Below are 21789 nucleotides of genomic sequence, written 5' to 3'. Positions count from 1 at the left end.
GAAAGTTTGTGGCCAAGTTATATAAAAGTTTGATGCGTGGTTCTTTCGGTGAGCAGGTTACCTGGCCGGAAGAGTGGGAAAAGGCAACACAGGCTAAAACAGATCTGTTCAAGATCATCGACGCCATGCCGAGCGTGCTGGATATTCTGCGCAACATGCTTGAAGGTGAATTGAAGCGTCTGGGCAAAACAGTTGATATCGACAAGGTCTATATCAATACGGATCCTGCTTTCCCTGCCGATGAAAATCGGCCATCAGGCACTCTTTGGGAGGTGACGGTTCATTGTCTGAATAACCATATAAGTCCTGCCTATATTATGGGGGGCGATGGGGTTTTTGTTCTGCCGGATACGTTCAGTGAGCAATTCAAAGTCAAGGTGCTCAATACCATTGTTGTTGAAGATCTGATCGCTGCTGTAACTGCCGGACTGGAAAAAACATTGCGAGCCGAGATCGCAAAGTTCTGGGCTGCGCCAGCGAAACCCGTCCATGCCGACAATGCACCGCTGTCGAACAAACAGGCTTTCATCAAGGCCTATGCCGTGGTCACCGGTGCAGAGCTGTCGCTGTCGGTCATGGCCAACAATTTCGATGCCCGATTGGGCGAGCGATTCGCTCATCTGCTGGAAGCAGATGCCGGTCGCGCAGCGTTTGAAGTCAACCTGCAACCGGCACAGGATTATCTTCTGGTGCGCCAGCCCTGTTTCGTTCTGGACAACGCCGAGCGTGCGGTCGCAGAGATGCAACTGGTCAACGAGTCGACTTCCTATCTGCTGCACACGCCGGAAAACGGCTTCGAGTTCTTTGAAAGAAATACCGATTTGCACAGCAAACTTCAGCAGAGACTTTCCCTGCGTAGCGAGCAGATCAGTTATCCGAAAGCCACGCAAAGTCCTCATGCGTTTTGTGCAGAGGCTCACCTCAAAGGTCAGCTTGAAAGCGTGGCAACCTTGATCAGTGGCCGGGTACAACTGGAAAAACCGCTGACCTCCATGCTTCAGGAGAATCAACGCCTGCATGTGCTGCGTTACGGCATCGACACCCGTTTCTATCTGCTCTGGGCGGCACTGAAGCGCACCGACTGGCCGCTTTGGCTGCATGCCGCTGGTAGCGATGTTCAACAACGTTATAGCGAGCTTGAAGAATCCAAAGACCAGTATGAGGCTGCATATTCGAGCGCGTTCGATACGTGTTTTTCTTTCAAGGACTATGTGCTGCGCACGTTCTCCGCATGGGCGCAGAGGGCCTTTGACGAACGCCTGGATCCTGAAGCGATCAGTGTCCATAGCTCGTACACTTTGCAGATTGCCGGACGGACCATCGAGCAGGAAGAAACCCGGACGCTGACGGAGTTTCTTGTTTTCGGTCTGCACGACAATGGTTACAAAGCGACTCTGACCATCATCGGCGCTCCCGACGGAAGTCGGCTGACGGCAGTAGCGCTCGAGCAGTGGCTGGAAAATCGTAATCTGCGCCTGGAGTTTACCGGCAGTCTTGCATACTCGCCGTCGGTTGCTTGGCAGGAGGCCTATCGCAACTATCTCTTCAGCCAGATGGAGTTTGCAGTTTTTGTAGCTCGCCAGTCCGGGAAGCTGGATTCCACCGATGCGAACATCATCGCGCGAGCCATGGCCAACGACCCTGCGGTGACTATTCAGGGCTTGAAAATCAGGCTGCAAGTCCCAGCATTGAAAGATGTTCTGATGATTTCGGCCAAAGAATACGCACCGTCGCTGATGTTGGTCAAAACAGCTGACGGGCAATTCGAACTGCAGAAATTTTCCGATATCTACGCGGCGAACCGCTGGCTGGAGTCGGCATTGTCGGCGGATCGTGAATACGCCGCATTGATGATTCATCCCGACTACCTGCACGAGGCGGGTGAGTTGCTTGGCAGCGCTGGTACTCAACTGAGCTACCGCTACACGCTTGATAGCCGGCCGGTCGATCTTTATCTGAACGCCAAGGCACCTTTGGCGGACTACGTAAATGTCGCCTACCGAGCCGAAGTTGCGCTGCACAAGGCCATTGCACCGGCAGCTTATCGGGCGCTTGGCATTGAGGGGCGCAAGCGCTATTCGCGTCTGACAACCGAACTCAAGGCGCTGTCCACGGTTGATGCACGAGACAATGGTTTTCCGACATTCGAGCAGTTCACCTATGACGCGGTGAAAGCCCAGATAGAAGACCTGTTGCGTTCGCGCGGCAGCAACATTTCGGTCAATCCCGACCAGATCATTATTCAGACCGAAGAGTTTCGTAAGAGCGTTACCGACGTCTTGCTTGAGGGACTCGCTTTCGAAGCGGTGCATCCGGCCTATGAAACCAAGTACAGCCCCAAATATTACTTGGTGAATGGACATCCCCTCGTTGAAAAACTGGATATCCGGGATTTGTCTTCGCTATCGAAAACCTTCCGCCCTGGTGACCGATACAGCGCGATGCTGGAAGAGCAATATCTGAACAAGGCTCATCCTGATCACGCTTTCAAGCGCGCGGTACACGCCCGGAAAATCCGCTGTGAGATGTATCGCAATGCGTTTGCCGATTTCACCAACGGCAGATTATCGACAGAGTCTTTCTCTGCTGTCCAAGGGGTCATCGATAACCTGAAAGAGAGTGGCGGTTATCAGTCGGTAGGGACCAGCACCGCCGAAGGTGATATCGGGCTGTACAAATTCAATATTGGCGCGCTGGGTCTGACGACTCCTGGGGACCGCGCGGTTGGCGGCGTTTATATTTTTCGACTGAAGTTGTCGTCAGGTTTCTTCGACTTGCTCTATACGCCTGACGCACCGGATCAAGTCAACTTCCGACCGATCGCTGAGTTCATTCCTTCGATTCGTTTTCGAAAAGGCCCATTCAGGAGCTATTACAGCGAGCGGATACTGCTGGTTGACCAGAAAGTGACCAATGACTACTTCGATAATCTGGTCGCAACGGTTGATACCCGACCGGTCATTCGCACACAGCAGCGTTCGTTACTGCCCGATCTGTTCACTTTCCATGACGAGCGAGTGCGCCGTGTATTGAGTGACATCGACGAACGGACCACCAGTCTCAACGAAATAATCGCCAGTGTGGTTTATGAAAATCTGTTGAAGGCCGCAAACATTGTCAGCCTGCTGGTGCCACCCGTAGGCACTGTGGTGGTGGCTGTGCAGGTGATGAAAAGCATCTACGACGCGTCGCAGTCGCACCGGCGCGGTGATTATTCCGCCGCGCTGGGGCATGTGCAGGATGTATTGAGCGGACTGCTGACATTGGGTCAGGCTGCAGCGGCGGGGGCGCCGGCTAAAGAACTTACCCGTGCGCAACGCTCGTTTCTCAGTCTGTTTGAAGACGCCCGCACGGTCGCGGAACTGGTTACGTATTACACCGGCCATGAAGACCCGGCCGATGAACTGATCGGGTTCTTCAAGGCACTGATGCAAGAGGCTGAGTCTGCATTCAGCAAGACCACGGTTCGCTGAGCCGTTTCGAGGGCTCATAGTCTGATTTATCTTTCGTAACCCATGCGCCAGCTCACGGCCCGCGTCGCAGCCAACAACCGCTGCGCCGCCGGGCCGTTTTCGTCGGCGTGGAACAGTGAGGTCGGGCCGACGATGGTCAGCACCGCAGCGATCTGGCCGACCGCGTTGAACACTGGCGCAGAAAGCGCATCCACACCCGGCATCAACAAACCATGCACGTGATGCAGACCGCGTTCGCGGATCTGTTCACACAGCGCTGCATAGGCTTTTTCGTCCTTGAGGGGATGCTTCTCGACAGCGATCTCCTGCTCGCGCAATTCATCGGTTTCCCGGTGCGGCAGGTAAGCGCTGAACACCAGCCCGGTGGACGAGCTGAGCAGCGGCAGCACCGAACCCAACTGCGTCACCACCGTCACCGCGCGCACCGCCGGTTCAATGTGCACGACGGTTGCGCCCTGATTGCCCCACACCGCGAGAAAGCAGGTTTCGTTGAGTTCATCGCGCAGCTCGGACAGCGGCAGGGCGGCAACTTTCAGCACGTCCATGCTGTTGAGCGCGGCCAGGCCCACGCGCAGTGCTTCGCGACCGAGGCCGTAATGGTTGGTGGCGGTGTTCTGTTCGGCAAATCCAGAAGCTATCAACGCCTGCAAATAGCGATGCACCTTGCTTGCCGGCATCTGCACATGTTCGGCCAGACGCGACAGCGAAGTCGACGGTGACAACTCGGCCAAAGCCTTGAGGATGTCGGTGCCGACTTCGGCGGAGCGGACTTTCTGTTTGCCGTTGCTGTCGCTGGTTTTTTCCATGGGGCTGGCGGTTCCGGTTCGAATGGGCGTCTTTATAGCTTGACGCTGGATAGCGAGCAAATTACGTTATGCGTAATCAGATTACGATAATAACAACCCCGGCGTGCCGAGAACTCTGAGCCAGAGCGATGGGCCACTGCCGACTCCCTGTTCAGGAGGCTCCATGAACCCCGATTCAACCGCGCAGGACCTGGTTTACCAGTCCGGCTTCGGCAACGAATTCAGCACTGAAGCGTTGCCCGGCGCGCTGCCCGTTGGCCAGAACTCTCCGCAGAAAGCCCCGTACGGCCTGTATACCGAGCTGTTCTCCGGCACCGCGTTCACCATGCCGCGCAGCGAAGCGCGGCGCACCTGGATGTACCGGATTCAGCCGTCGGCCAACCACCCGGCGTTCGTCAAACTGGAACGGCAACTGGCCGGCGGACCTTTGGGTGAAGTGACGCCCAATCGCCTGCGCTGGAATCCATTGGAGCTGCCGACCGAGCCAACGGATTTCATCGATGGCCTGGTCAGCATGGCGGCCAACGCCGGTGCCGAGAAACCGTCTGGCATCAGCATTTATAACTACGCCGCCAATCGTTCGATGGAGCGGGTGTTCTTCAACGCCGATGGGGAAATGCTGCTGGTGCCGCAACTCGGTCGCCTGCGTATCGCCACCGAACTGGGCGTACTCGAAGTGGCGCCGCTGGAAATCGTCGTTCTGCCGCGTGGCCTGAAATTTCGCGTCGAACTGCTCGATCCACAGGCACGCGGCTACCTCGCCGAGAACCATGGCGCGCCGCTGCGCCTGCCGGATCTGGGGCCGATTGGCAGCAACGGTCTGGCCAATCCACGGGATTTCCTCACCCCGGTCGCTGCCTACGAAAACCTGCAGCAACCGACTACTCTGGTACAGAAATTCCTTGGCCAGTTGTGGGCCACCGAACTCAATCACTCACCGCTCAATGTGGTCGCCTGGCATGGCAACAACGTGCCGTACAAATACGACCTGCGCCGTTTCAACACCATCGGCACGGTGAGTTTCGATCATCCCGATCCTTCGATCTTCACCGTATTGACCTCGCCGACCAGCGTGCACGGTCTGGCCAACCTCGATTTCGTGATCTTCCCGCCGCGCTGGATGGTCGCCGAAAACACCTTCCGGCCACCGTGGTTCCATCGCAACCTGATGAACGAATTCATGGGCCTGATCCAGGGCGAATACGACGCCAAGGCCGAAGGCTTCGTGCCCGGTGGCGCGTCGCTGCACAGCTGCATGAGCGCCCACGGCCCGGACGGCGAAACCTGCACCAGGGCGATCAACGCCGAGCTTGCACCTGCAAAAATCGATAACACCATGGCCTTCATGTTCGAGACCAGCCAAGTGCTTCGTCCAAGTCGTTTCGCCCTCGAATGCCCACAGTTGCAACCCAGTTACGACGCTTGCTGGGCGACGCTGCCCGCCACGTTCGACCCGACCCGGAGATAACCCATGACACAGAATTCCATCCCCCGCAGTTGGGTCGCTTCGGCCAACGGTCACAGCGATTTCCCCTTGCAGAATCTGCCGCTGGGCGTGTTCAGCCTGGACGGTTCGGCGCCTCGCGCGGGCGTAGCGATCGGCGAGCACATTTTCGATTTGCAGGTGGCGCTTGAGGCCGGTCTGTTCGACGGTGTCGCACGCAGTGCGGTGGAAGCCATGCACGGCGGGCAGTTGAATGCGTTCTTTGAACTCGGCCGTGAGGCGCGGGTTGCCCTGCGCGAACGCCTGATCGAACTGTTCAGTGAAGGCAGCACCCTGCGTGGCAACATCGAAGCGCAAGGCGCGAAACTCTTGCCGCTGGCTGCCGATTGCCAGATGCACCTGCCGGCGCGAATCAGCGATTACACCGACTTCTACGTCGGCATCGAGCACGCGCAGAACGTCGGCAAACTGTTCCGTCCGGATAACCCGCTGCTGCCGAACTACAAGCACGTGCCGATCGGTTACCACGGTCGCGCTTCCACAGTGCGAGCGTCCGGCACCGACGTGCGCCGGCCGAAAGGCCAGACGCTGCCGGCCGGGCAGACCGAACCGGTATTCGGTCCATGCGCGCGTCTGGATTACGAACTGGAACTGGGTATCTGGATCGGCCAGGGCAATGAGATGGGCGAGCCGATTGCCATCGGTGACGCTGCCGAGCACATCGCCGGTTTCTGCCTGCTCAACGACTGGTCGGCGCGGGATATCCAGGCTTGGGAATACCAGCCACTCGGCCCATTCCTGTCGAAGAGTTTCATCACCAGCGTCTCGCCGTGGGTGGTGACGGCTGAAGCACTGGAACCATTCCGCACGGCGCAACCGGCCCGCCCTGAAGGTGATCCGCAGCCGCTGCCGTATCTGCTCGACAAGCGCGATCAGGATGGCGGCGCCTTCGACATCGAGCTGGAAGTGCTGTTGCGTACCGAAACCATGCGCGAGCAGAACCTGCCCGCCCATCGCCTGACCCTGAGCAACACCCGCTACATGTACTGGACCGTCGCGCAAATGGTTGCGCATCACAGCGTCAACGGTTGCCAGTTGCAGGCCGGCGATCTGTTCGGTTCGGGCACTTTGTCCGGCCCGGAAAACGGCCAGTTCGGTAGCCTTTTGGAGATCACTGAGGGCGGTAAGAAGCCGATCGAACTTGCTTCCGGCGAGGTGCGCAAGTTCCTTGAGGACGGTGACGAAATCATCCTGCGTGCCCGCTGCGCCCGCGACGGTTTTGCCTCGATCGGCTTCGGCGAATGTCGCGGCACCGTGATCGCTGCGCGCTGACAGGAGCGGCTTATGGATCTCTATGGCTATTACCGTTCCACTTCGTCGTATCGGGTGCGGATTGCGCTGGCGTTGAAGGGCCTCGATTACCAGGCGTTGCCGGTCAACCTGATCGCACCGTCGGGCGGTGAACATCGGCAACCGGCGTATCTGGCGATCAATCCGCAGGGCCGGGTGCCGGCGCTGCGAACCGATGACGGCGCGCTGCTGATTCAATCGCCGGCGATCATCGAGTATCTGGAAGAGCGTTACCCGCAGGTGCCGTTGCTGCCGGATGATCTGCTGGCGCGCGCGCAGGTGCGCGGTGTGGCGGCGGTGATCGGCTGCGATGTGCATCCACTGCACAACGTCAGCGTGCTCAATCGCCTGCGCCAGGCGGGGCAGAATGAAACGCAGGTGGTGGAGTGGATCAGCCATTGGATCAGCCAAGGGCTGGCAACGGTGGAGCAGTTGATCGGCGACAGCGGTTTCTGTTTTGGCGAATGGCCGTGCGTGGCAGATGTGTATCTGATTCCGCAGTTGTATGCGGCTGAGCGGTTCAACGTCAGCCTTGAGCCCTATCCGAGAATTTGCCGTGTGGCTGCGTTGGCGGCTGATCATCCGGCGTTTATCAAGGCGCATCCTGCCAATCAACCAGACACCCCCTGACTGATCGTTCCCATGCTCTGCGTGGGAATGCATCTCGTGACGCTCCGCGTCACTGTGGACGCAGAGCGTTCCGGGCGGCATTCCCACGCAGAGCGTGGGAACGATCAAAAACAATTTCGCCTGATACACCGCAATCGCGAGCAGGCTCGCTCCTACAAAATCTGGTTAATGCACGACGGAGTTGGGCGGCAGATGGCCGAGGCGTTCGGTCAGGCGCAGGCGCTGGATCGGGTCTTCGCTGAGCAATAATGCATGCTCCAGATCGAAGCGTTCAGCGTTCGGGCAATCCAGCCGTTGATACAGACTGGCCCGGGCCATGTAATCGGAGGCCTTCGCATCGCCCAGTTCGAGCACTCGTTCTGCGTCGATCAGCGCGGCGATGTGATCATCGTGGGTCAGATGCAATTGGCGCAGGTTGCGTGACAGACGTTGCAGCATCTGCACCGGCGTTGCGCTCAGCAAATGTTCGGCGCTGAGCTGCATGTTCGGCCCGTATTGGCGTTGCAACAGTTCTCGGCAGTCATTGGGATACAGTCGCCGCCCGCCGCAAGGGTCGAGCAAGTGGTCGGCGCCGGGTACCCGCAGCAGAAAATGTCCGGGGAAGTTGACCCCGACCAGAGGAATCTCCAGCCCACGCGCCAATTCCAGTGCGATCAACGCCAATGCCAACGGCTGACCACGTTGGGTGTGCAACACGCGATGCAGCAGCGCCGCCTGCGGGCGCAGCGGCAGGAAATCATCCTGCGCGAAACCGAGATCGACCATGCGCCGCAACAGCGGTTGCGCCAGTTCGCTGACCGGCAGCATCGGCAGCCCATAGCTGACGCGTAGTTGCAGATCCTTGAAGGTGCGCAACCATGCCTCGGGCTCGAGGGTTTTGTCGTGCTCGGCACTTATCCACAGCGCAGCTTCCAGCAGGGCCGGCGGTGAACGATGCAGGCATTCGAAAAAGCGTTGGCGCGCACTCATCAAAATCTCCCTCCAATGCCTCGTTTTAGCCCCGTCCGGGTTGTTCGTCCAGTGCCGGGCTCACTGAGCGCGAGTTATAGCGGCGCAGCATTGTCCGCTCGGCGGCTCATGCCGGTGCGCGCCAGCAATTTTCAGGGGCAAGCCTATACTGGCGTTCTACAAGAAGTGATTCGGGAGCCTGTCGATGTTCGCTCTCATGCAAAGCACTCGCCTGGAATCGCTGCACCTGAGCGTGGACCCGGCCACCGGGTTGAAGGCGGTCATTGCCATTCATAACAGCCATCTGGGGCCAGCCCTGGGCGGGTGCCGTTACCTTGCCTATCCCAACGACGAATCTGCGGTCGAGGACGCCATTCGCCTGGCGCAAAACATGAGCTACAAAGCGGCGCTCGCCGGCCTCGCGCAAGGTGGCGGGGTGGCGGTGATCGTGCGCCCGGCCCATGTCGAGAATCGCGCCGCGTTGTTCGAGGCTTTCGGACGTTGCATCGAGCAACTCGACGGCCGCTATATCACCGCCATCGACAGCGGTACGTCAGTGGCGGACATGGACTGCATTGCCCAGCAGACCCGCCACGTTACCAGCACCACTTCGGCAGGCGACCCGGCGCCGCATGCGGCCATGGGCGTGTTCGCCGGCATTCGCGCCACGGCGATGGCGCGCCTGGGCAGCGACAACCTCGAAGGTCTGCGCGTTGCCATCCAGGGGCTTGGCAATGTCGGTTTTGCGCTGGCCGAGCAACTGCACGCGGCAGGCGCCGAGTTGCTCGTCAGTGACATCGACCACGGCAAGGTGCAACTGGCGATGGAGCAGCTCAATGCTCACCCGATCGCCAACGACGCATTGCTCAGCACGCCGTGCGACATTCTCGCGCCGTGCGGGTTGGGCGGGGTGCTTAATAGTCACAGCGTTTCACAGCTGCGCTGCTCGGCGGTGGCCGGTTCGGCGAACAATCAACTTTCCCATCTGGATGTGGCGGATCAACTGGAACGACGCGGGATTCTTTACGCGCCGGATTATGTGATAAATGCCGGCGGGCTGATTTACGTATCGCTTAAACATCGCGGTGAGGAGTTGCCGACGATTACGGCGCATCTGTCGAAAATCAGTTCGCGGCTGACCGAAGTCTTCGCCCATGCTCAGGCGGAAAAACGTTCGCCGGCGCGGGTGGCGGATGAGTTGGCCGAAAAGGTTTTGTATCGCTGAAAGCAAAAGATCGCAGCCTTCGGCAGCTCCTACATTCCGAGTGTAGGAGCTGCCGAAGGCTGCGATCTTTCTAATTACTTCGGCGCTTTCGCTGCTTTGGCTGGCTTCGCCGGCGCCTCATCAGGTTCTGCCGCTTCAGCTTTTTCGACAGGCTCGGCCGGCGCATTGATCAGCTCCGACAGCGCATCGGGTTGGCTCTTGAATGCCCGGGCGAACACATCGCGATTCTTCGCCATGTAGATCCCGGCTTCTTCCACTTGCTGTTCGGTCAGGGACGGAACGGCTTTTTGCAGCACATCGGCCAGATATTCGGCCAGTTCGAGCATTTTGTCATGACGATCAGCTTCGGCTTTATCCATGAACAAGCGCTCCAGATCTCGGCTGCTGCGGTATACCACTTCGACGGCCATTCACCACCTCACATGCCTTCACATTAAGTTGTCTTGACGACTACTGTATCCATATACAGCGAAAAGGATAAGCGAATCCCTGCGCCATGGGTAGTGGCTTTTCAATGTAGACCGGATTTGGCGTTTGTCAGTGAGCCGTGTCGCTGCTGTTCGCGAGCAGGCTCGCTCCCACGGGGATTGTGCAAAGCCGCGAGCCTGCGACCAAACGCCACGGCGCGGGATTTGCGGCGGATCGCCATGATGCGTGGCCCTGAACCTGCATGAAAACCGTTGCTACAAGGCGCGCGCGCAAAACCGTCACGTGCGATACGCATCATCCGCCCGAAACGGGCTAAGGAAACTCATCGTGAAAATAAATTGGGCCGAGAAACTGCGTCGTAACGTGCATCAGCTGGCCGAGTCCCTGGGCAACCTGTTCGTCGAAACCTTTCACTATCTGGCGCTGTTCGCCATCGGTGCGGTGACAGCGTGGGCGGCGGTGATGGAGTTTCTCGGGATGCTCGAAGTCGGGCACATCAAGATCGATGACATTCTGTTGCTGTTCATCTATCTGGAACTGGGCGCGATGGTCGGGATTTATTTCAAGACCAACCACATGCCGGTGCGCTTCCTGATCTACGTGGCGATCACTGCACTGACGCGCCTGCTGATCTCCAACGTCTCGCACCACAACCCGCCGGACATGGGCATTATCTACCTGTGCGGCGGCATTCTGCTGCTGGCGTTTGCGATCCTGGTGGTGCGTTACGCTTCGTCGCAATTCCCCTCAGTGAAGATCGAGAACCCGCAGCGCAAGCTCGGCACGGGCTCCAGCGAACATCCTGAAGTGGAGAAGGGCGAGCTTTAAAGGCCCGCCGCCTGGCCGGGCTGGCCCTTGACGCGTGGCGGTGGCGGGGTCAGCCCGGCGCCGCTGGTCATGGCTTCGAGAATCGACATGGCGCTGTGACCCTGTTCGATGGCGATGCCGAACTGGATGCTTTGCACCAGCCTCTTCAAACGCTCGGGATCGTTGCGCTGTTCGGCACTGATCATGCGCTTGGCCACGATGCGCCCCGCGTTGGACAGGGTCAGCATGATGCTGCCGTCCAGGCCCTGAATGCTCAGATTGATCTGATAGTCCGGCGCGAAAGCATCGGTAATGATCTGAAATGGGTTGTCCATGATGCGTCACCGCCTGATTGAACGTGCAGTTGTTGACCGGCCATGATCTGATTTGGTTCGCAACACCAGACCACTGGCATCTCGTTCGCTGAGGTTTGCAATGTCCGTTTGCCTCATGGGTGATGTAGCAAGGCGCATGCCGGAAAAATTGTCGAACAATAAACACGGCGAAAAAAACGGCGAGCCTCGGGGCTCGCCGTTTTTTGTGGCGCGTTTTCAGGGCAGGAATGAGCGGATGATCGCTGACAGTGCAGTCAGGCCGATCAGCACTCCACCCAGTTCACCGCCAGCCCGCCCCGCGAGGTTTCCTTGTACTTGTCGTGCATGTCGGCGCCGGTGTCGCGCATGGTGCGGATCACCCGGTCGAGGGAAATGAAGTGATTGCCGTCGCCGCGCAGGGCCATTTGCGTGGCGTTGATCGCCTTCACCGCCGCGATGGCATTGCGCTCGATGCACGGCACTTGCACCAGGCCACCGACCGGATCGCAGGTCAGGCCGAGGTTGTGTTCCAGGCCGATTTCGGCAGCGTTCTCCAGTTGCTCCGGTGTCGCGCCGAGGACGTCGGCGAGGCCGGCGGCGGCCATTGCGCAAGCTGAACCGACTTCGCCCTGACAGCCGACCTCGGCACCGGAGATGGAGGCGTTTTTCTTGCACAAAATGCCCACGGCGGCTGCACCGAGAAAGAACGCGACGACGTCATCGTCAGACGCATCCGGATTGAATTTCATGTAGTAGTGCAGAACGGCCGGAATGATGCCGGCGGCGCCATTGGTCGGCGCGGTGACCATGCGCCCGCCGGCAGCGTTTTCTTCGTTGACGGCAAGGGCGAACAGGTTGACCCATTCCATTGCCGACAGGGTCGAACTGATCACATTCGGTTTGCCGATTTCCAACAGGCTGCGATGCAGTTTCGCCGCGCGGCGCGGTACTTTCAGACCGCCGGGCAGGATGCCTTCGTGGCGCAAACCTTGTTCGACGCACTCGCGCATCACTGACCAGATGTGCAGCAGGCCTTGGCGAATCTCGGCATCGCTGCGCCAGGCGCGTTCGTTGGCCATCATCAGTTCGGACACGCGCAGCTTGTGCTTTTTGCACAAAGCGAGCAGTTCGGCGGCGCTGGAAAAATCGTAGGGCAACACCACGTCGCTGGCTGGCGCCACGCCGGACTCGGCTTCAGCCGCTTCGACGATGAAGCCGCCGCCCACCGAGTAATAGGTTTGCGCGAACAGCTCGGCGCTTTCGCCAAATGCGCTCAGCGACATGGCGTTGGGGTGGTAGGGCAGGCTCTCGTCGAGCAGCAGCAGATCGCTCTGCCAGTCAAACGCAATCGAGCGTTGACCGGCGAGGGACAGTTGTCCGGTTTCGCGCAGTTGCTGGATGCGTGGATCGATGGTCGAAGGATCGATGCTGTCCGGCCACTCGCCCATCAGGCCCATGACCGTCGCGCGATCGGTGGCATGGCCAACGCCGGTCGCAGACAGCGAGCCGTACAGACGGATTTCCACCCGTCGCACGTCATTGAGCAGATGCTGGTCGATCAGGGCCTGGGCAAAGGTCGCCGCTGCACGCATCGGACCGACGGTATGGGAACTGGACGGGCCGATGCCCACTTTGAATAGATCGAAAACACTGATAGCCATGCTAAACCCTTACAAGCAATGGAGTAGGAATCGCTGCCATTTTTTGTCGGACAAGCGCAATGTCGGCGATACTGCCTGCCTCGCTTCGAGGTGACCAACGAAACCTCCTAAGACAGCCTTTAGCAGGACTAAACAATGAGTCGTCAATTGCATGCCCAGACCTACGTCTGGCTGCAGGTGTTTGCCTGTGCCGCGCGGCACCTGTCGTTCACCCGTTGTGCCGAAGAGCTGCACATCACCCCGGGCGCGGTCAGCCAGCAGATCCGCCAATTGGAAGAGCGCCTGGGCTTTCGCCTGTTTCATCGGCGCGCGCGCGGCGTTGAGTTGAGCGCGCAGGGGCAGCGGCTGGCGATTACTGTCAATGAAGCCTATGGCAGCATCGATGCGGAGCTGCGCCGGCTGGACGCCGGGATGATCAGCGGAACTCTGCGGTTGCGGTCGATCCCGTCGTTTCTCGGCAAGTGGCTGACTCCGCGCCTGCCGCGCTTGCAGCAACGCTTTCCGGATATCCAGTTGCGCCTGGTGGCGGAGGACAGCAGCGTGCCGTTGCACGAAGGCGATTTCGATCTCGCCATCGATCTCAACGACGGCAGCTACCCCGGATTGTTATCCACAGCCTTGCTCGACGAGCAGATATTTCCGGTGTGCGCGCCGAGCCTGTTACGTGGGCGACCGCCGTTGCACGGGCCGGCGGATCTGGTGCATTTCCCGTTGCTGCACGACATCACCGCCTGGCGTGGCAGTTACGAATACGCGGAATGGGAGTTCTATTTGAATGCGATCGGCTTCGAAGGCGCCGATGTGCGGCGCGGCCACACGTTCAATCGCAATCACTTGACCATCGAAGCGGCGATTGCCGGTATGGGCGTGGCGATTGCCCGGCGCACGTTGCTCAACGATGAGCTGGAGCGCGGCACTTTGATCGTGCCGTTCGGGTTGTCGGTGCCCAACCATAAACGCTACGTGCTGCTATATGCGCCGGGGGCGTTGAGCCATCCGGGCGTGCGCGCTGTGCATGACTGGCTGGTGGAGGAGGCGGGGATTTTTCGCAGCCTGCACCCGCTGAATGAGCAACAGATGTGAGCAGATTTTTCTGCGGCGCGGGTCGACCCAACTCCCGACATTAACAGCGCCTCGCTCGGTTGTCCGGCTTTTTTTGCGAATGAATATTTTTCTTTTTTCAGGGGTTGAAATGTTCGTCGCTCGGGCCGATTGTTGTAACCAGGAGGTCAGGAAATTCAACTCAAGGCCTCCAGCGAGCTAGCTGAAATAAGGGATGAACTATGCAAATCCAAGTCAACAGTGATAACCATATTCAAAGCAGTAAGCGACTGGAGGAGTGGGTACGTACAACTATTGAGAGCACGCTCGACCGTTATGAAGAAGACCTGACCCGTGTCGAAGTCCACCTGAGCGACGAGAACGGCGAGAAACCAGGTCCCCATGACTTGCGCTGCCAACTGGAAGCGCGGCCAAAAGGCCACCAACCGATTTCCGTGACCCATAAAGCCGATTCGCTGGAACAGGCGATCGACGGTGCTGCCGAGAAACTCGAGCACAAACTGGATCATCTGTTCGGCAAACTGCGAGGTAAACCACGCGCCGCTGTAGTGCCATTTACCGGCAAAGCCAACGACAAGCTGTTGGCGGAAGAATTTGACGAGAACGAACAGGCAGCGATCAACAGTTGATGCGCTGATTTCACAAGTAACCAAAGGAGAACGGGCCTGCTGATGCAGGCCCGTTTTTTGTTTGTGGTGTTGGTGATTGCTCGCAGGGTTTAAGACCGTAGCCCCTCACCCCAGCCCTCTCCCGAGGGAGAGGGAGCCGATCCCGGTTGTTTTCAAGTCCAGCGTTCGGCTCGATATTGCAGGCGAGCGTAAATCGTAAATACACCTCGGTCAGTCCCTCACCCTCTGGGAGAGGGAGCCGATCCCGGTTGTTTTCAGGTCCAGCGTTCGGCTCGATATTGCAGGCGAGCGTAAATCGTAAATACACCTCGGTCAGTCCCTCACCCTCTGGGAGATGGGGCCGATCCCGGTTGTTTTCAAGTCCAGCGTTCGGCTCGATATTGCAGGCGAGCGTAAATCGTAAATACACCTCGGTCAGTCCCTCACCCTCTGGGAGAGGGGGCCGATTCCGGTTGTTTTCAGGTCCAGCGTTCGGCTCGATATTGCAGGCGAGCGTAAATCGTAAATACACCTTGGTCAGTCCCTCACCCTCTGGGAGAGGGAGCCGATTCCGGTTGTTTTCAAGTCCAGCGTTCGGCTCGATATTGCAGGCGAGCGTAAATCGTAAATACACCTCGGTCAGTTCCCTCTCCCTTTGGGAGAGGGTTAGGGTGAGGGGCTTTTGATCTTCGATGGGGTGGGGTCAGAACGCCACCGACGTCTGCACATAAACCGTCCGCGGCTCTCCCACGTACTTGCCCTTGTTGTTGTCATCGAACGAGCGTGTGAAGTACTGCGTGTTGAAGATGTTCTTCACCCCCACCGCCACATTCAAATCCGACAGTTGCGGTCCGAAGTCATACCCGGCGCGGCTGCTGAACAGCATGTAGCCAGGGATCTTGCCGGTGCTGCCATCGGCACTTTCCTTCGAGGTGTTGGCGTTGTCGGCAAACTGGTCGCTCTGGAAGCTGCTGTCCAGATTCAGCTTCCATGGCCCTTCGGTATAACCGACGCCAATCGTGCCTTTGTGCTTGGAGGAAAAAGGCACGCGATTGCCTTTGTTTGTCCCGTCTTCGCGAATGGTCGCATCGACATAGGCATAACTGGCGTAGACATCGAAACCGGCCAGCGCCGGACTCAAGTCATCGAGCGCGTAATTGACGCTGGTCTCGATGCCCTGATGGCGGGTTTCGCCGCGAGCGATCACCGAGTCGTTGGTCTGGTTGCTTTCGTACTGGTTGTCGAAGTTGATCAGGAACGTACCGATTTCAGCGCGCAGGGCACCGTTGTCATAGCGCGTGCCGAGTTCCCAGGTGCGGGCCTTTTCCGGTTTCACCTCGCCGCTGCTGACCCGGTTGGGCATCTGGCTGTATTGCACGCTGCCGAACGAGCCTTCGGTGTTGGCGTACAGATTCCAGCTGTCGGTGAGGTGATAGAGCACGTTCAGCGCCGGCAGCGCGGTGTTGTAGTCGCCCTTGTATTTGACGTTGGTCAGGTTGTTGGTCTGCTGCGACTCGATCATCTCGTAGCGCACGCCCGGGGTGATGGTCCATTTGCCGATGTCGATGCGGTCATCGACGAAGAATGCGTTGGCCTCGGTACCACCGCGAGTGTCACGGTCGTTGCGGCTGCTGGTGGTCGGGTATTCGTTGGCGTTGATCGGCGTGCGATAGCGCAGTTCGTGGCCGGCCTCATTGATGTAGCGGTAGCCGACGCCGACTTCGTGGCTGCTCGGACCCAGGTCGAAGCCTTGGGCGAAACGGGTTTCCAGACCACGCACCCAATACTCGCGAGGCGACAGCGAAAGAAACGTGCCCTGATCCAGATAACCGCTGCGCAGGGTTTTGGTGAAGAAGGTGTTGGCGGTGAACTCGCGGCGATCTTGCTGATAGCGATAGCCGAAGTTGAACATCGTGCGGCGCCCCCAGAACTGGTCTTTCGGTCGCGTCGACTGATACGGATCGGCATCGTAATCGGCGACATTGAGACCGCCGGGCATGTCGGCCTTGCCCTCGTAATACTGGGCCATGGCGTTGAAGCTGTTGGCGTCGTCGAGCTGGTACTTGCCCTTGAGGATCAGGTCGTCGATCTCGGTATCGCTGTGTTCACGCCAGTCACCACCACGGGTGCCGGAGTACAGCAAGGCGCCACCGAGGCCGTTGGCGTTGGTGCCGCCGGCCAGCAGATTGGCGCTGGTCTTGAAACCGTCGTGGCTCGACGATGGGCTGGTTTCAGTCTGCAAACCTCCCTTGACCGTTGGCTCGTCGGGAATCGCCCGGGTGACGAAGTTGACCACGCCGCCGACGTTCTGCGGGCCGTAACGTACCGCACCGCCGCCACGCACCACGTCCACGGCATCCATGTTGCCCATGCTGATCGGCGCGAACGAAAGCTGCGGCTGACCATACGGCGCGAACGGCACCGGGATGCCGTCCATCAATACTGTCGAGCGTGCGGCCAGGCGCGGATTCAAACCGCGAATGCCGAAGTTCAGTGCCATGTCGTGGCTGCCGGTGCCGTTGTTCTCCGGCGCGTTCACACCGGGGATGCGGTTGAGCACATCGCGGGCCTGGGTCGCGCCCTGGCGTTCGAATTCTTCGCGGCGGATCACATCGCGCGCGCCGGGGTGTTCGAAGACGTTGATCTGCGCCGCATCGCCGAGCCAGTCGCCGACTACGGTCGAGGTGCCCAGCTCCAGCGCCGCGTCAGCCAGCGGTTGCAGGCTGAAGGCGTTGTTACCCTCGGCGCGGGCTTGCAGGCCGGTGCCTTCGAGCAAGGCATCGAGGCCTTGTTGCGCGGTGTAATTGCCTTCCAGACCCCGGCTTTGTACGCCGCTGGTGACTTGCGAACCGAAGGAAATCAGCACGCCTGCTTCACGGCCAAACTGGTTCAGCGCGGTTTCCAGCGACGCCGGGGCGATGTGATAAACCTTGGCTTCGGCGCCCAGCGCAGCGGGCAGGGCGGTGAAACTCAGGCTGGCGCCGAGCAGAAGATTGCGCAGGCTGCGGGCCAGTGGCGTAAGGCGGGTGGGCTGCATGTGGATGATCCTGAGAAGGTGGAATCAAGGGGGCTTTCCTTCTCTGTCACGCCAGATCTGAAAAACGGCTCATTTATTTTTTCAGAATCAAAAGATCGCAGCCTTCGGCAGCTCCTACAGAAAAAATGCATTCCAAATGTAGGAGCCGCCGAAGGCTGCGATCTTTTGATCTTGCTTTCTAAACCCGCGCTTCGACGCTCACCCAATAACGGGTAAAGCGCTTCACTCTGACCGGTAGACTGATCTGCAGCAGGTCGAGAATCCGCTCGCTGTCATCCAGTGGATACGTCCCGGAAATCAGCAGATCGGCAACCTGACTGTCGCACCGCAGCTGCCCGCGCCGGTAGCGGCCAAGCTCTTCGAGGAAATCGCCGAGGCGCATATGGGCGGCGACCAGCATGCCGTCGGTCCAGGCACCGCTGTTGGCGTCCAGCGGTTTGGGGGCGCTGACCGAGCTGGCAGTAAAACTCAACTGCTGCGCGATCGGCAGCAGCAGGGGCGCGCGCTGGTTGGCAATAAGTTCGACTCGTCCCTCAAACAGCGCGATCTGTGTGCGCTCGGCAAACTGCCGCACATTGAGGCGCGCACTTTGGGTTTTCAGCACACCGTGTGCCGTACGTATTTCGAACGGATTTGCAGCGCTCAACAGCATTTCGCCCTCGAGCAGACGAATCAACCGCTGCGCACCATCAACATCAACCGAGCTGGCGGTATTGAGCTGCAACGAATCGGCACCGCCCAAGGCAATCTTGCGTCGCTGGCCGACCGGCGTGCGGTAATCGGCGAGCAGCGACGGCAACGGAGTGTGCTCGCGCATGCCCCAGGTCGCCGCTGAGCCTGCACCGAGAATCAGCAGCATTTTCAGCGCCTGACGACGGCTGCCAGACTTCGGTCCGTTCAACGCGGCGTGGGCCAACGGCGACGACACGCCGCGCAAGCGCTGGTTGACCCGTTGCATGTGTTCCCACGCCCGGCGGTGTTCGCTATGCGCATCCAGCCATTGTTGCCAGGCCTGTTGCTGGCGCGGGGTCAGCGTGCCCTGCTGCATTTCCAGCAACCAGTGCACCGCCTGTTCGGCGACTTGCGCGGAGAAATCCGGCGTGCGATTCACAGGGCGAAATAGCAGCGCATGGCCGCTTTGTTCAAATGGCGTTTGACCGTGGCCACCGAGATTCCCAGTTCTGCGGCGATCTGTGGATAAGTCAGACCATCGATCTGCGCGAGCAGAAAGGCGCGTTTGACCTGGCGCGGCAAACCGTCGAGCAGCTCATCGAGTTCGACCAATGTCTGCAGGATGATCGCTTTGTGCTCTTCCGACGGCGCGACCATTTCCGGCATCTGCGCCAGTGTCTCGAGGTAGGCGCGTTCCACATCCTGCCGCCGGTAATGGTTGAACAGTACGCGCTTGGCCAGCGTGGTGAGAAAGGCGCGCGGCTCGATGATCACTGGTGGCTCGCGGGCGGTGAGCACCTTGATGAACGTGTCCTGGGCCAGATCCGCTGCGCTGTCCGGGCAGCCGAGCTTGCGCCGCAACCAGCCGGTGAGCCAGCTGTGATGAGCGTGGTAGAGCGATTCGACGGGATGGGCGGGCGGCAACGAAATGACTCCGGACGCAAAACTTGCGTAGAGAACGTGCATTAGAGAACAAGAACGGTTCGCATTGTAGAGGCTGGCGACAGTGTCCGGCAATCAGATGCTTTTGCGTATGAGAATATTTATCATTAATATTGCTCGCCTGTAGATTCGGCTTGTCGGCCGGACGTTTTTCGTTTCAGGGTCGAAACATGAAAGGCAAACACGCCACCCTTCCCATGTCCTATCGTCTGGCCGTCACTTCGCGAGTGCTGGCGGCGGTTTTCGGCGGCTATCTGGTCGCGGCGCGGGCCAGTGTCACCCTGACGTTGTGGCTGCCGCTGAACCGCGCCGAAGCGGTGGTCACTGGCATGACCGTGTCCTTTCTGGTCTATCTGGTTGCCGTGCTCTGGTGTTTTGCCTGCCGCAGCGCGTGGTCGGCGTGGGTCGGCCTGTTGGTGCCGAGCGTGATTCTTGCCACCGTTTCCGGTGCCGCGCGCGGTCTGGGGCTGGCATGAAGGAAGGGTTCCGGCAGGCGATGGCCTGGCTGCACACCTGGGCCGGGCTGGTGTTCGGCTGGTTGCTGTTCGCGATTTTCCTCACGGGAACGCTGGCTTACTTCAAAGACGAAATCAGCCACTGGATGCAGCCGGAAATCGCTGCGCATTCGCTTGATAGCGAAGCGAGCCTGGCGCTGGCGCAAGATTATCTACAACAACACGCCGCCGGTGCCTCGCGCTGGCTGATCGATTTGCCCGATGCCCGCGACCCCGGCCTGACGGTGCGCTGGCAGCAAGCGCCGGGCCAACCCGGCGAGCGCGGCCGCTTCGAATTCCGAACTCTCGACGCTCAGACCGGGGCCGAGGTGCAGGGCCGCGAAAGCATGGGCGGCGAGTTCTTTTACCGTTTCCACTTCCAGTTGCAGATGCCTTACCCGTGGGGGCGCTGGCTGGCGACCATCGCCGCAATGGTGATGTTCGTTGCGTTGATCAGCGGCATCATCACCCACAAGAAAATCTTCAAGGACTTCTTCACCTTCCGCCCGCGCAAGGGCCAGCGTTCCTGGCTCGACGGGCATAACGCCGTGGGTGTGCTGGTGCTGCCGTTTCATTTGATGATCACTTACAGCAGCCTGGTGATTTTCATGTCGATGGTCATGCCGGCGAGCATCGTCGCCTCTTACGGCAGCGACGTGCGCAAGTTCTACGACGAAGTCTTTCCCGCCTCGAAGACGCCCGAGCGTGCCGATATCGCCGCGCCGCTGACCGCCATGGCGCCGCTACTGGCCAAGGCCAGCGAGCAGTGGTCGGGCGGCCATACCGCGCGCCTGTCGGTGAGCAACCCGGGCGATGCCAGCGCCACGGTGGTGCTGTCCCGCGCGGGCGATCGGGTGGTGCATGATTTCGGTCGGGCGGTGACCTTCAATGGCGTCACCGGGCAGCTTCTGAGCAGCACCCTGATCAACCCATGGCGATGGTGGTGGGTGGCGCGTTCTACGGTTTGCACATGGGCCATTTCGCCGGGCCGCTGTTGCGCTGGCTGTATTTCATTTGCGGGCTGGCCGGCACGGCGATGATTGGCACCGGGCTGGTGATCTGGCTCGGCAAGCGGCAGCTCAAGCACGTGAAAAGCGCGGCGCTGCCGTTCGAATTGCGCCTGGTTGAGGTGCTGAATATCGCCAGCATGGCCGGCCTGGTGTCGGCGGTGGCGGTGTTCTTTTGGCCAATCGACTGTTGCCGGTGAGTCTGGCGGGGCGGGCCGATTGGGAAGTGAATGCGTTCTTCATAGCCTGGGGCCTGAGCGTGATGCACGCGGTGTTGCGTCCGGGACGCAAGGCCTGGATCGAACAGCTGACGCTCGGCGCTGCGCTGTTTATCGCGGTGCCGCTGATCAATGCGCTGACCACACCGTGGAATCTTGGCGCGACCCTGATGCAGCGCGACTGGGCACTGGCCGGATTTGATCTGACTTGTCTGGCGACGGGGCTTTTCCTCGGCTGGGCTGCGCGCAAGATGCAGCGTACGGGCGACCGCGTCAGCGTTCGCAAAGCAAGTTCTTCGCCTCGCTCGATCACTGTCGAACAGGGTGCCAACTGATGCTGCTGGCCCTGTTGCTTACTTACGCCGGCTTCACCGCGTTGTGCCTGTCGATGCCACGCCATCATGCCGAATTGCTCGGCGCCAAACCGTCGACGCGCCGCCGTCAGGGTCTGGCGGTGGCGGGATGGCTGTTGCTGGCGCTTTCGCTGTGGGCGGCGGTGGCGGCCAATGGCTGGAGTTTCGGTCTGGTCGACTGGTTCGCGGTGCTGATGCTCAGTGCTTTGGCATTGGTGCTGTTGCTGCCGTATCGCCCGCGTCAGGCCATGGCACTGGCCGGGTTGAGCCTGCTGGCGAGCCCGGTCGCCGCCTGGGCGCAGTGCTGAA

At 59.6% G+C, this 21789-nt stretch carries 17 protein-coding genes and 2 pseudogenes; 11 read left to right on the top strand and 8 right to left on the bottom strand.

Annotated elements, in window-relative coordinates:
• Window positions 1–8 precede the first annotated feature (8 nt).
• On the top strand, window positions 9–3473 hold the full coding sequence (locus ACZZ0K_RS19400; RefSeq protein ID WP_258707614.1) for a dermonecrotic toxin domain-containing protein: 3465 nt from the start codon (window positions 9–11) through the stop codon (window positions 3471–3473).
• A gap of 26 nt (window positions 3474–3499) precedes the next feature.
• Here the strand turns inward: ACZZ0K_RS19400 and ACZZ0K_RS19395 are convergent, their stop codons facing one another.
• The gene (locus ACZZ0K_RS19395; protein WP_056782991.1) at window positions 3500–4279 is read right to left on the bottom strand and encodes an IclR family transcriptional regulator; all 780 of its coding nucleotides are present in this window, start codon (window positions 4277–4279) and stop codon (window positions 3500–3502) included.
• 163 nt (window positions 4280–4442) lie between these two features.
• On the opposite strand from ACZZ0K_RS19395, the gene hmgA reads away from it, so the two are divergent.
• From hmgA to maiA, 3 genes are read left to right on the top strand one after another with little or no spacing between them, the layout of a single operon-like run.
• Window positions 4443–5747 (top strand): homogentisate 1,2-dioxygenase, encoded by a 1305-nt coding sequence (gene hmgA, locus ACZZ0K_RS19390; RefSeq protein ID WP_150742806.1) that lies wholly within the window; start codon window positions 4443–4445, stop codon window positions 5745–5747.
• A gap of 3 nt (window positions 5748–5750) precedes the next feature.
• The gene (fahA, locus tag ACZZ0K_RS19385; protein WP_041479662.1) at window positions 5751–7055 is read left to right on the top strand and encodes a fumarylacetoacetase; all 1305 of its coding nucleotides are present in this window, start codon (window positions 5751–5753) and stop codon (window positions 7053–7055) included.
• Window positions 7056–7067: 12 nt separating this feature from the next.
• Window positions 7068–7703 (top strand): maleylacetoacetate isomerase, encoded by a 636-nt coding sequence (maiA, locus tag ACZZ0K_RS19380; protein ID WP_258707615.1) that lies wholly within the window; start codon window positions 7068–7070, stop codon window positions 7701–7703.
• Window positions 7704–7868: 165 nt separating this feature from the next.
• Here maiA and ACZZ0K_RS19375 read toward each other — a convergent pair whose 3' ends face one another.
• Window positions 7869–8672 carry a SirB1 family protein gene (locus tag ACZZ0K_RS19375; RefSeq protein WP_056782998.1) on the bottom strand — a complete coding sequence of 268 codons (804 nt, stop codon included), beginning with the start codon at window positions 8670–8672 and terminating at the stop codon, window positions 7869–7871.
• A 184-nt stretch (window positions 8673–8856) separates the two neighbouring features.
• Here ACZZ0K_RS19375 and ACZZ0K_RS19370 point away from each other — a divergent pair, with 184 nt between their 5' ends.
• Window positions 8857–9876, top strand: a complete 1020-nt coding sequence (locus ACZZ0K_RS19370) for a Glu/Leu/Phe/Val dehydrogenase family protein (RefSeq protein WP_041479665.1) — start codon at window positions 8857–8859, stop codon at window positions 9874–9876.
• A 155-nt stretch (window positions 9877–10031) separates the two neighbouring features.
• Here ACZZ0K_RS19370 and ACZZ0K_RS19365 read toward each other — a convergent pair.
• Window positions 10032–10286: pseudogene (locus ACZZ0K_RS19365) on the bottom strand (YebG family protein); the annotation flags it as partial.
• 346 nt (window positions 10287–10632) lie between these two features.
• Here ACZZ0K_RS19365 and ACZZ0K_RS19360 point away from each other — a divergent pair.
• Window positions 10633–11133 carry a phosphate-starvation-inducible protein PsiE gene (locus ACZZ0K_RS19360; protein WP_039759287.1) on the top strand — a complete coding sequence of 167 codons (501 nt, stop codon included), beginning with the start codon at window positions 10633–10635 and terminating at the stop codon, window positions 11131–11133.
• Here the strand turns inward: ACZZ0K_RS19360 and ACZZ0K_RS19355 are convergent.
• Window positions 11130–11447 (bottom strand): DUF3509 domain-containing protein, encoded by a 318-nt coding sequence (locus ACZZ0K_RS19355; RefSeq protein ID WP_016771632.1) that lies wholly within the window; start codon window positions 11445–11447, stop codon window positions 11130–11132. The genes ACZZ0K_RS19360 and ACZZ0K_RS19355 overlap by 4 nt on opposite strands.
• 263 nt (window positions 11448–11710) lie before the next feature.
• Window positions 11711–13087, bottom strand: a complete 1377-nt coding sequence (locus tag ACZZ0K_RS19350) for an L-serine ammonia-lyase (protein WP_258707616.1) — start codon at window positions 13085–13087, stop codon at window positions 11711–11713.
• Between the two features lie 135 nt (window positions 13088–13222).
• Here ACZZ0K_RS19350 and ACZZ0K_RS19345 point away from each other — a divergent pair, with 135 nt between their 5' ends.
• Together ACZZ0K_RS19345 and ACZZ0K_RS19340 are read left to right on the top strand one after the other, a co-directional pair.
• Window positions 13223–14170, top strand: coding sequence for a LysR substrate-binding domain-containing protein (locus tag ACZZ0K_RS19345; RefSeq protein ID WP_016771630.1), 948 nt, complete (start codon window positions 13223–13225; stop codon window positions 14168–14170).
• A 200-nt stretch (window positions 14171–14370) separates the two neighbouring features.
• Complete coding sequence (locus ACZZ0K_RS19340) at window positions 14371–14778, top strand: HPF/RaiA family ribosome-associated protein (RefSeq protein WP_016771629.1); 408 nt, start codon at window positions 14371–14373, stop codon at window positions 14776–14778.
• A gap of 682 nt (window positions 14779–15460) precedes the next feature.
• Here the strand turns inward: ACZZ0K_RS19340 and fecA are convergent.
• The 3 genes from fecA to ACZZ0K_RS19325 all read right to left on the bottom strand — a co-directional run bounded on the left by fecA (window position 15461) and on the right by ACZZ0K_RS19325 (window position 19432).
• The gene (gene fecA, locus ACZZ0K_RS19335) at window positions 15461–17794 is read right to left on the bottom strand and encodes a TonB-dependent Fe(3+) dicitrate receptor FecA (RefSeq protein ID WP_258707617.1); all 2334 of its coding nucleotides are present in this window, start codon (window positions 17792–17794) and stop codon (window positions 15461–15463) included.
• 178 nt (window positions 17795–17972) lie between these two features.
• Window positions 17973–18905, bottom strand: coding sequence for a DUF4880 domain-containing protein (locus ACZZ0K_RS19330; RefSeq protein ID WP_258707618.1), 933 nt, complete (start codon window positions 18903–18905; stop codon window positions 17973–17975).
• Window positions 18902–19432 (bottom strand): sigma-70 family RNA polymerase sigma factor, encoded by a 531-nt coding sequence (locus tag ACZZ0K_RS19325; RefSeq protein ID WP_150742819.1) that lies wholly within the window; start codon window positions 19430–19432, stop codon window positions 18902–18904. The genes ACZZ0K_RS19330 and ACZZ0K_RS19325 overlap by 4 nt, the downstream gene beginning before the upstream one ends.
• 146 nt (window positions 19433–19578) lie before the next feature.
• On the opposite strand from ACZZ0K_RS19325, the gene ACZZ0K_RS19320 reads away from it, so the two are divergent.
• The 3 genes and pseudogenes from ACZZ0K_RS19320 (at window position 19579) to ACZZ0K_RS19310 (ending at window position 21788) form a co-directional block, all read left to right on the top strand.
• Window positions 19579–19884 carry a DUF3649 domain-containing protein gene (locus ACZZ0K_RS19320; protein WP_463559267.1) on the top strand — a complete coding sequence of 102 codons (306 nt, stop codon included), beginning with the start codon at window positions 19579–19581 and terminating at the stop codon, window positions 19882–19884.
• A pseudogene (locus ACZZ0K_RS19315) lies at window positions 19881–21462 on the top strand (PepSY-associated TM helix domain-containing protein). The gene ACZZ0K_RS19320 and the pseudogene ACZZ0K_RS19315 overlap by 4 nt, the downstream one beginning before the upstream one ends.
• Window positions 21462–21788 (top strand): DUF3325 domain-containing protein, encoded by a 327-nt coding sequence (locus ACZZ0K_RS19310; RefSeq protein ID WP_095180408.1) that lies wholly within the window; start codon window positions 21462–21464, stop codon window positions 21786–21788. Before ACZZ0K_RS19315 ends, ACZZ0K_RS19310 begins: the two are co-directional and overlap by 1 nt.
• The last annotated feature ends 1 nt before the right edge of the window (window position 21789 follow it).

It is taken from the genome of Pseudomonas sp. AC255, assembly GCF_979258175.1.
The sequence above is the reverse complement of the archived record's forward strand: the minus strand, read 5'-3'. Positions and strand labels throughout refer to the sequence as shown.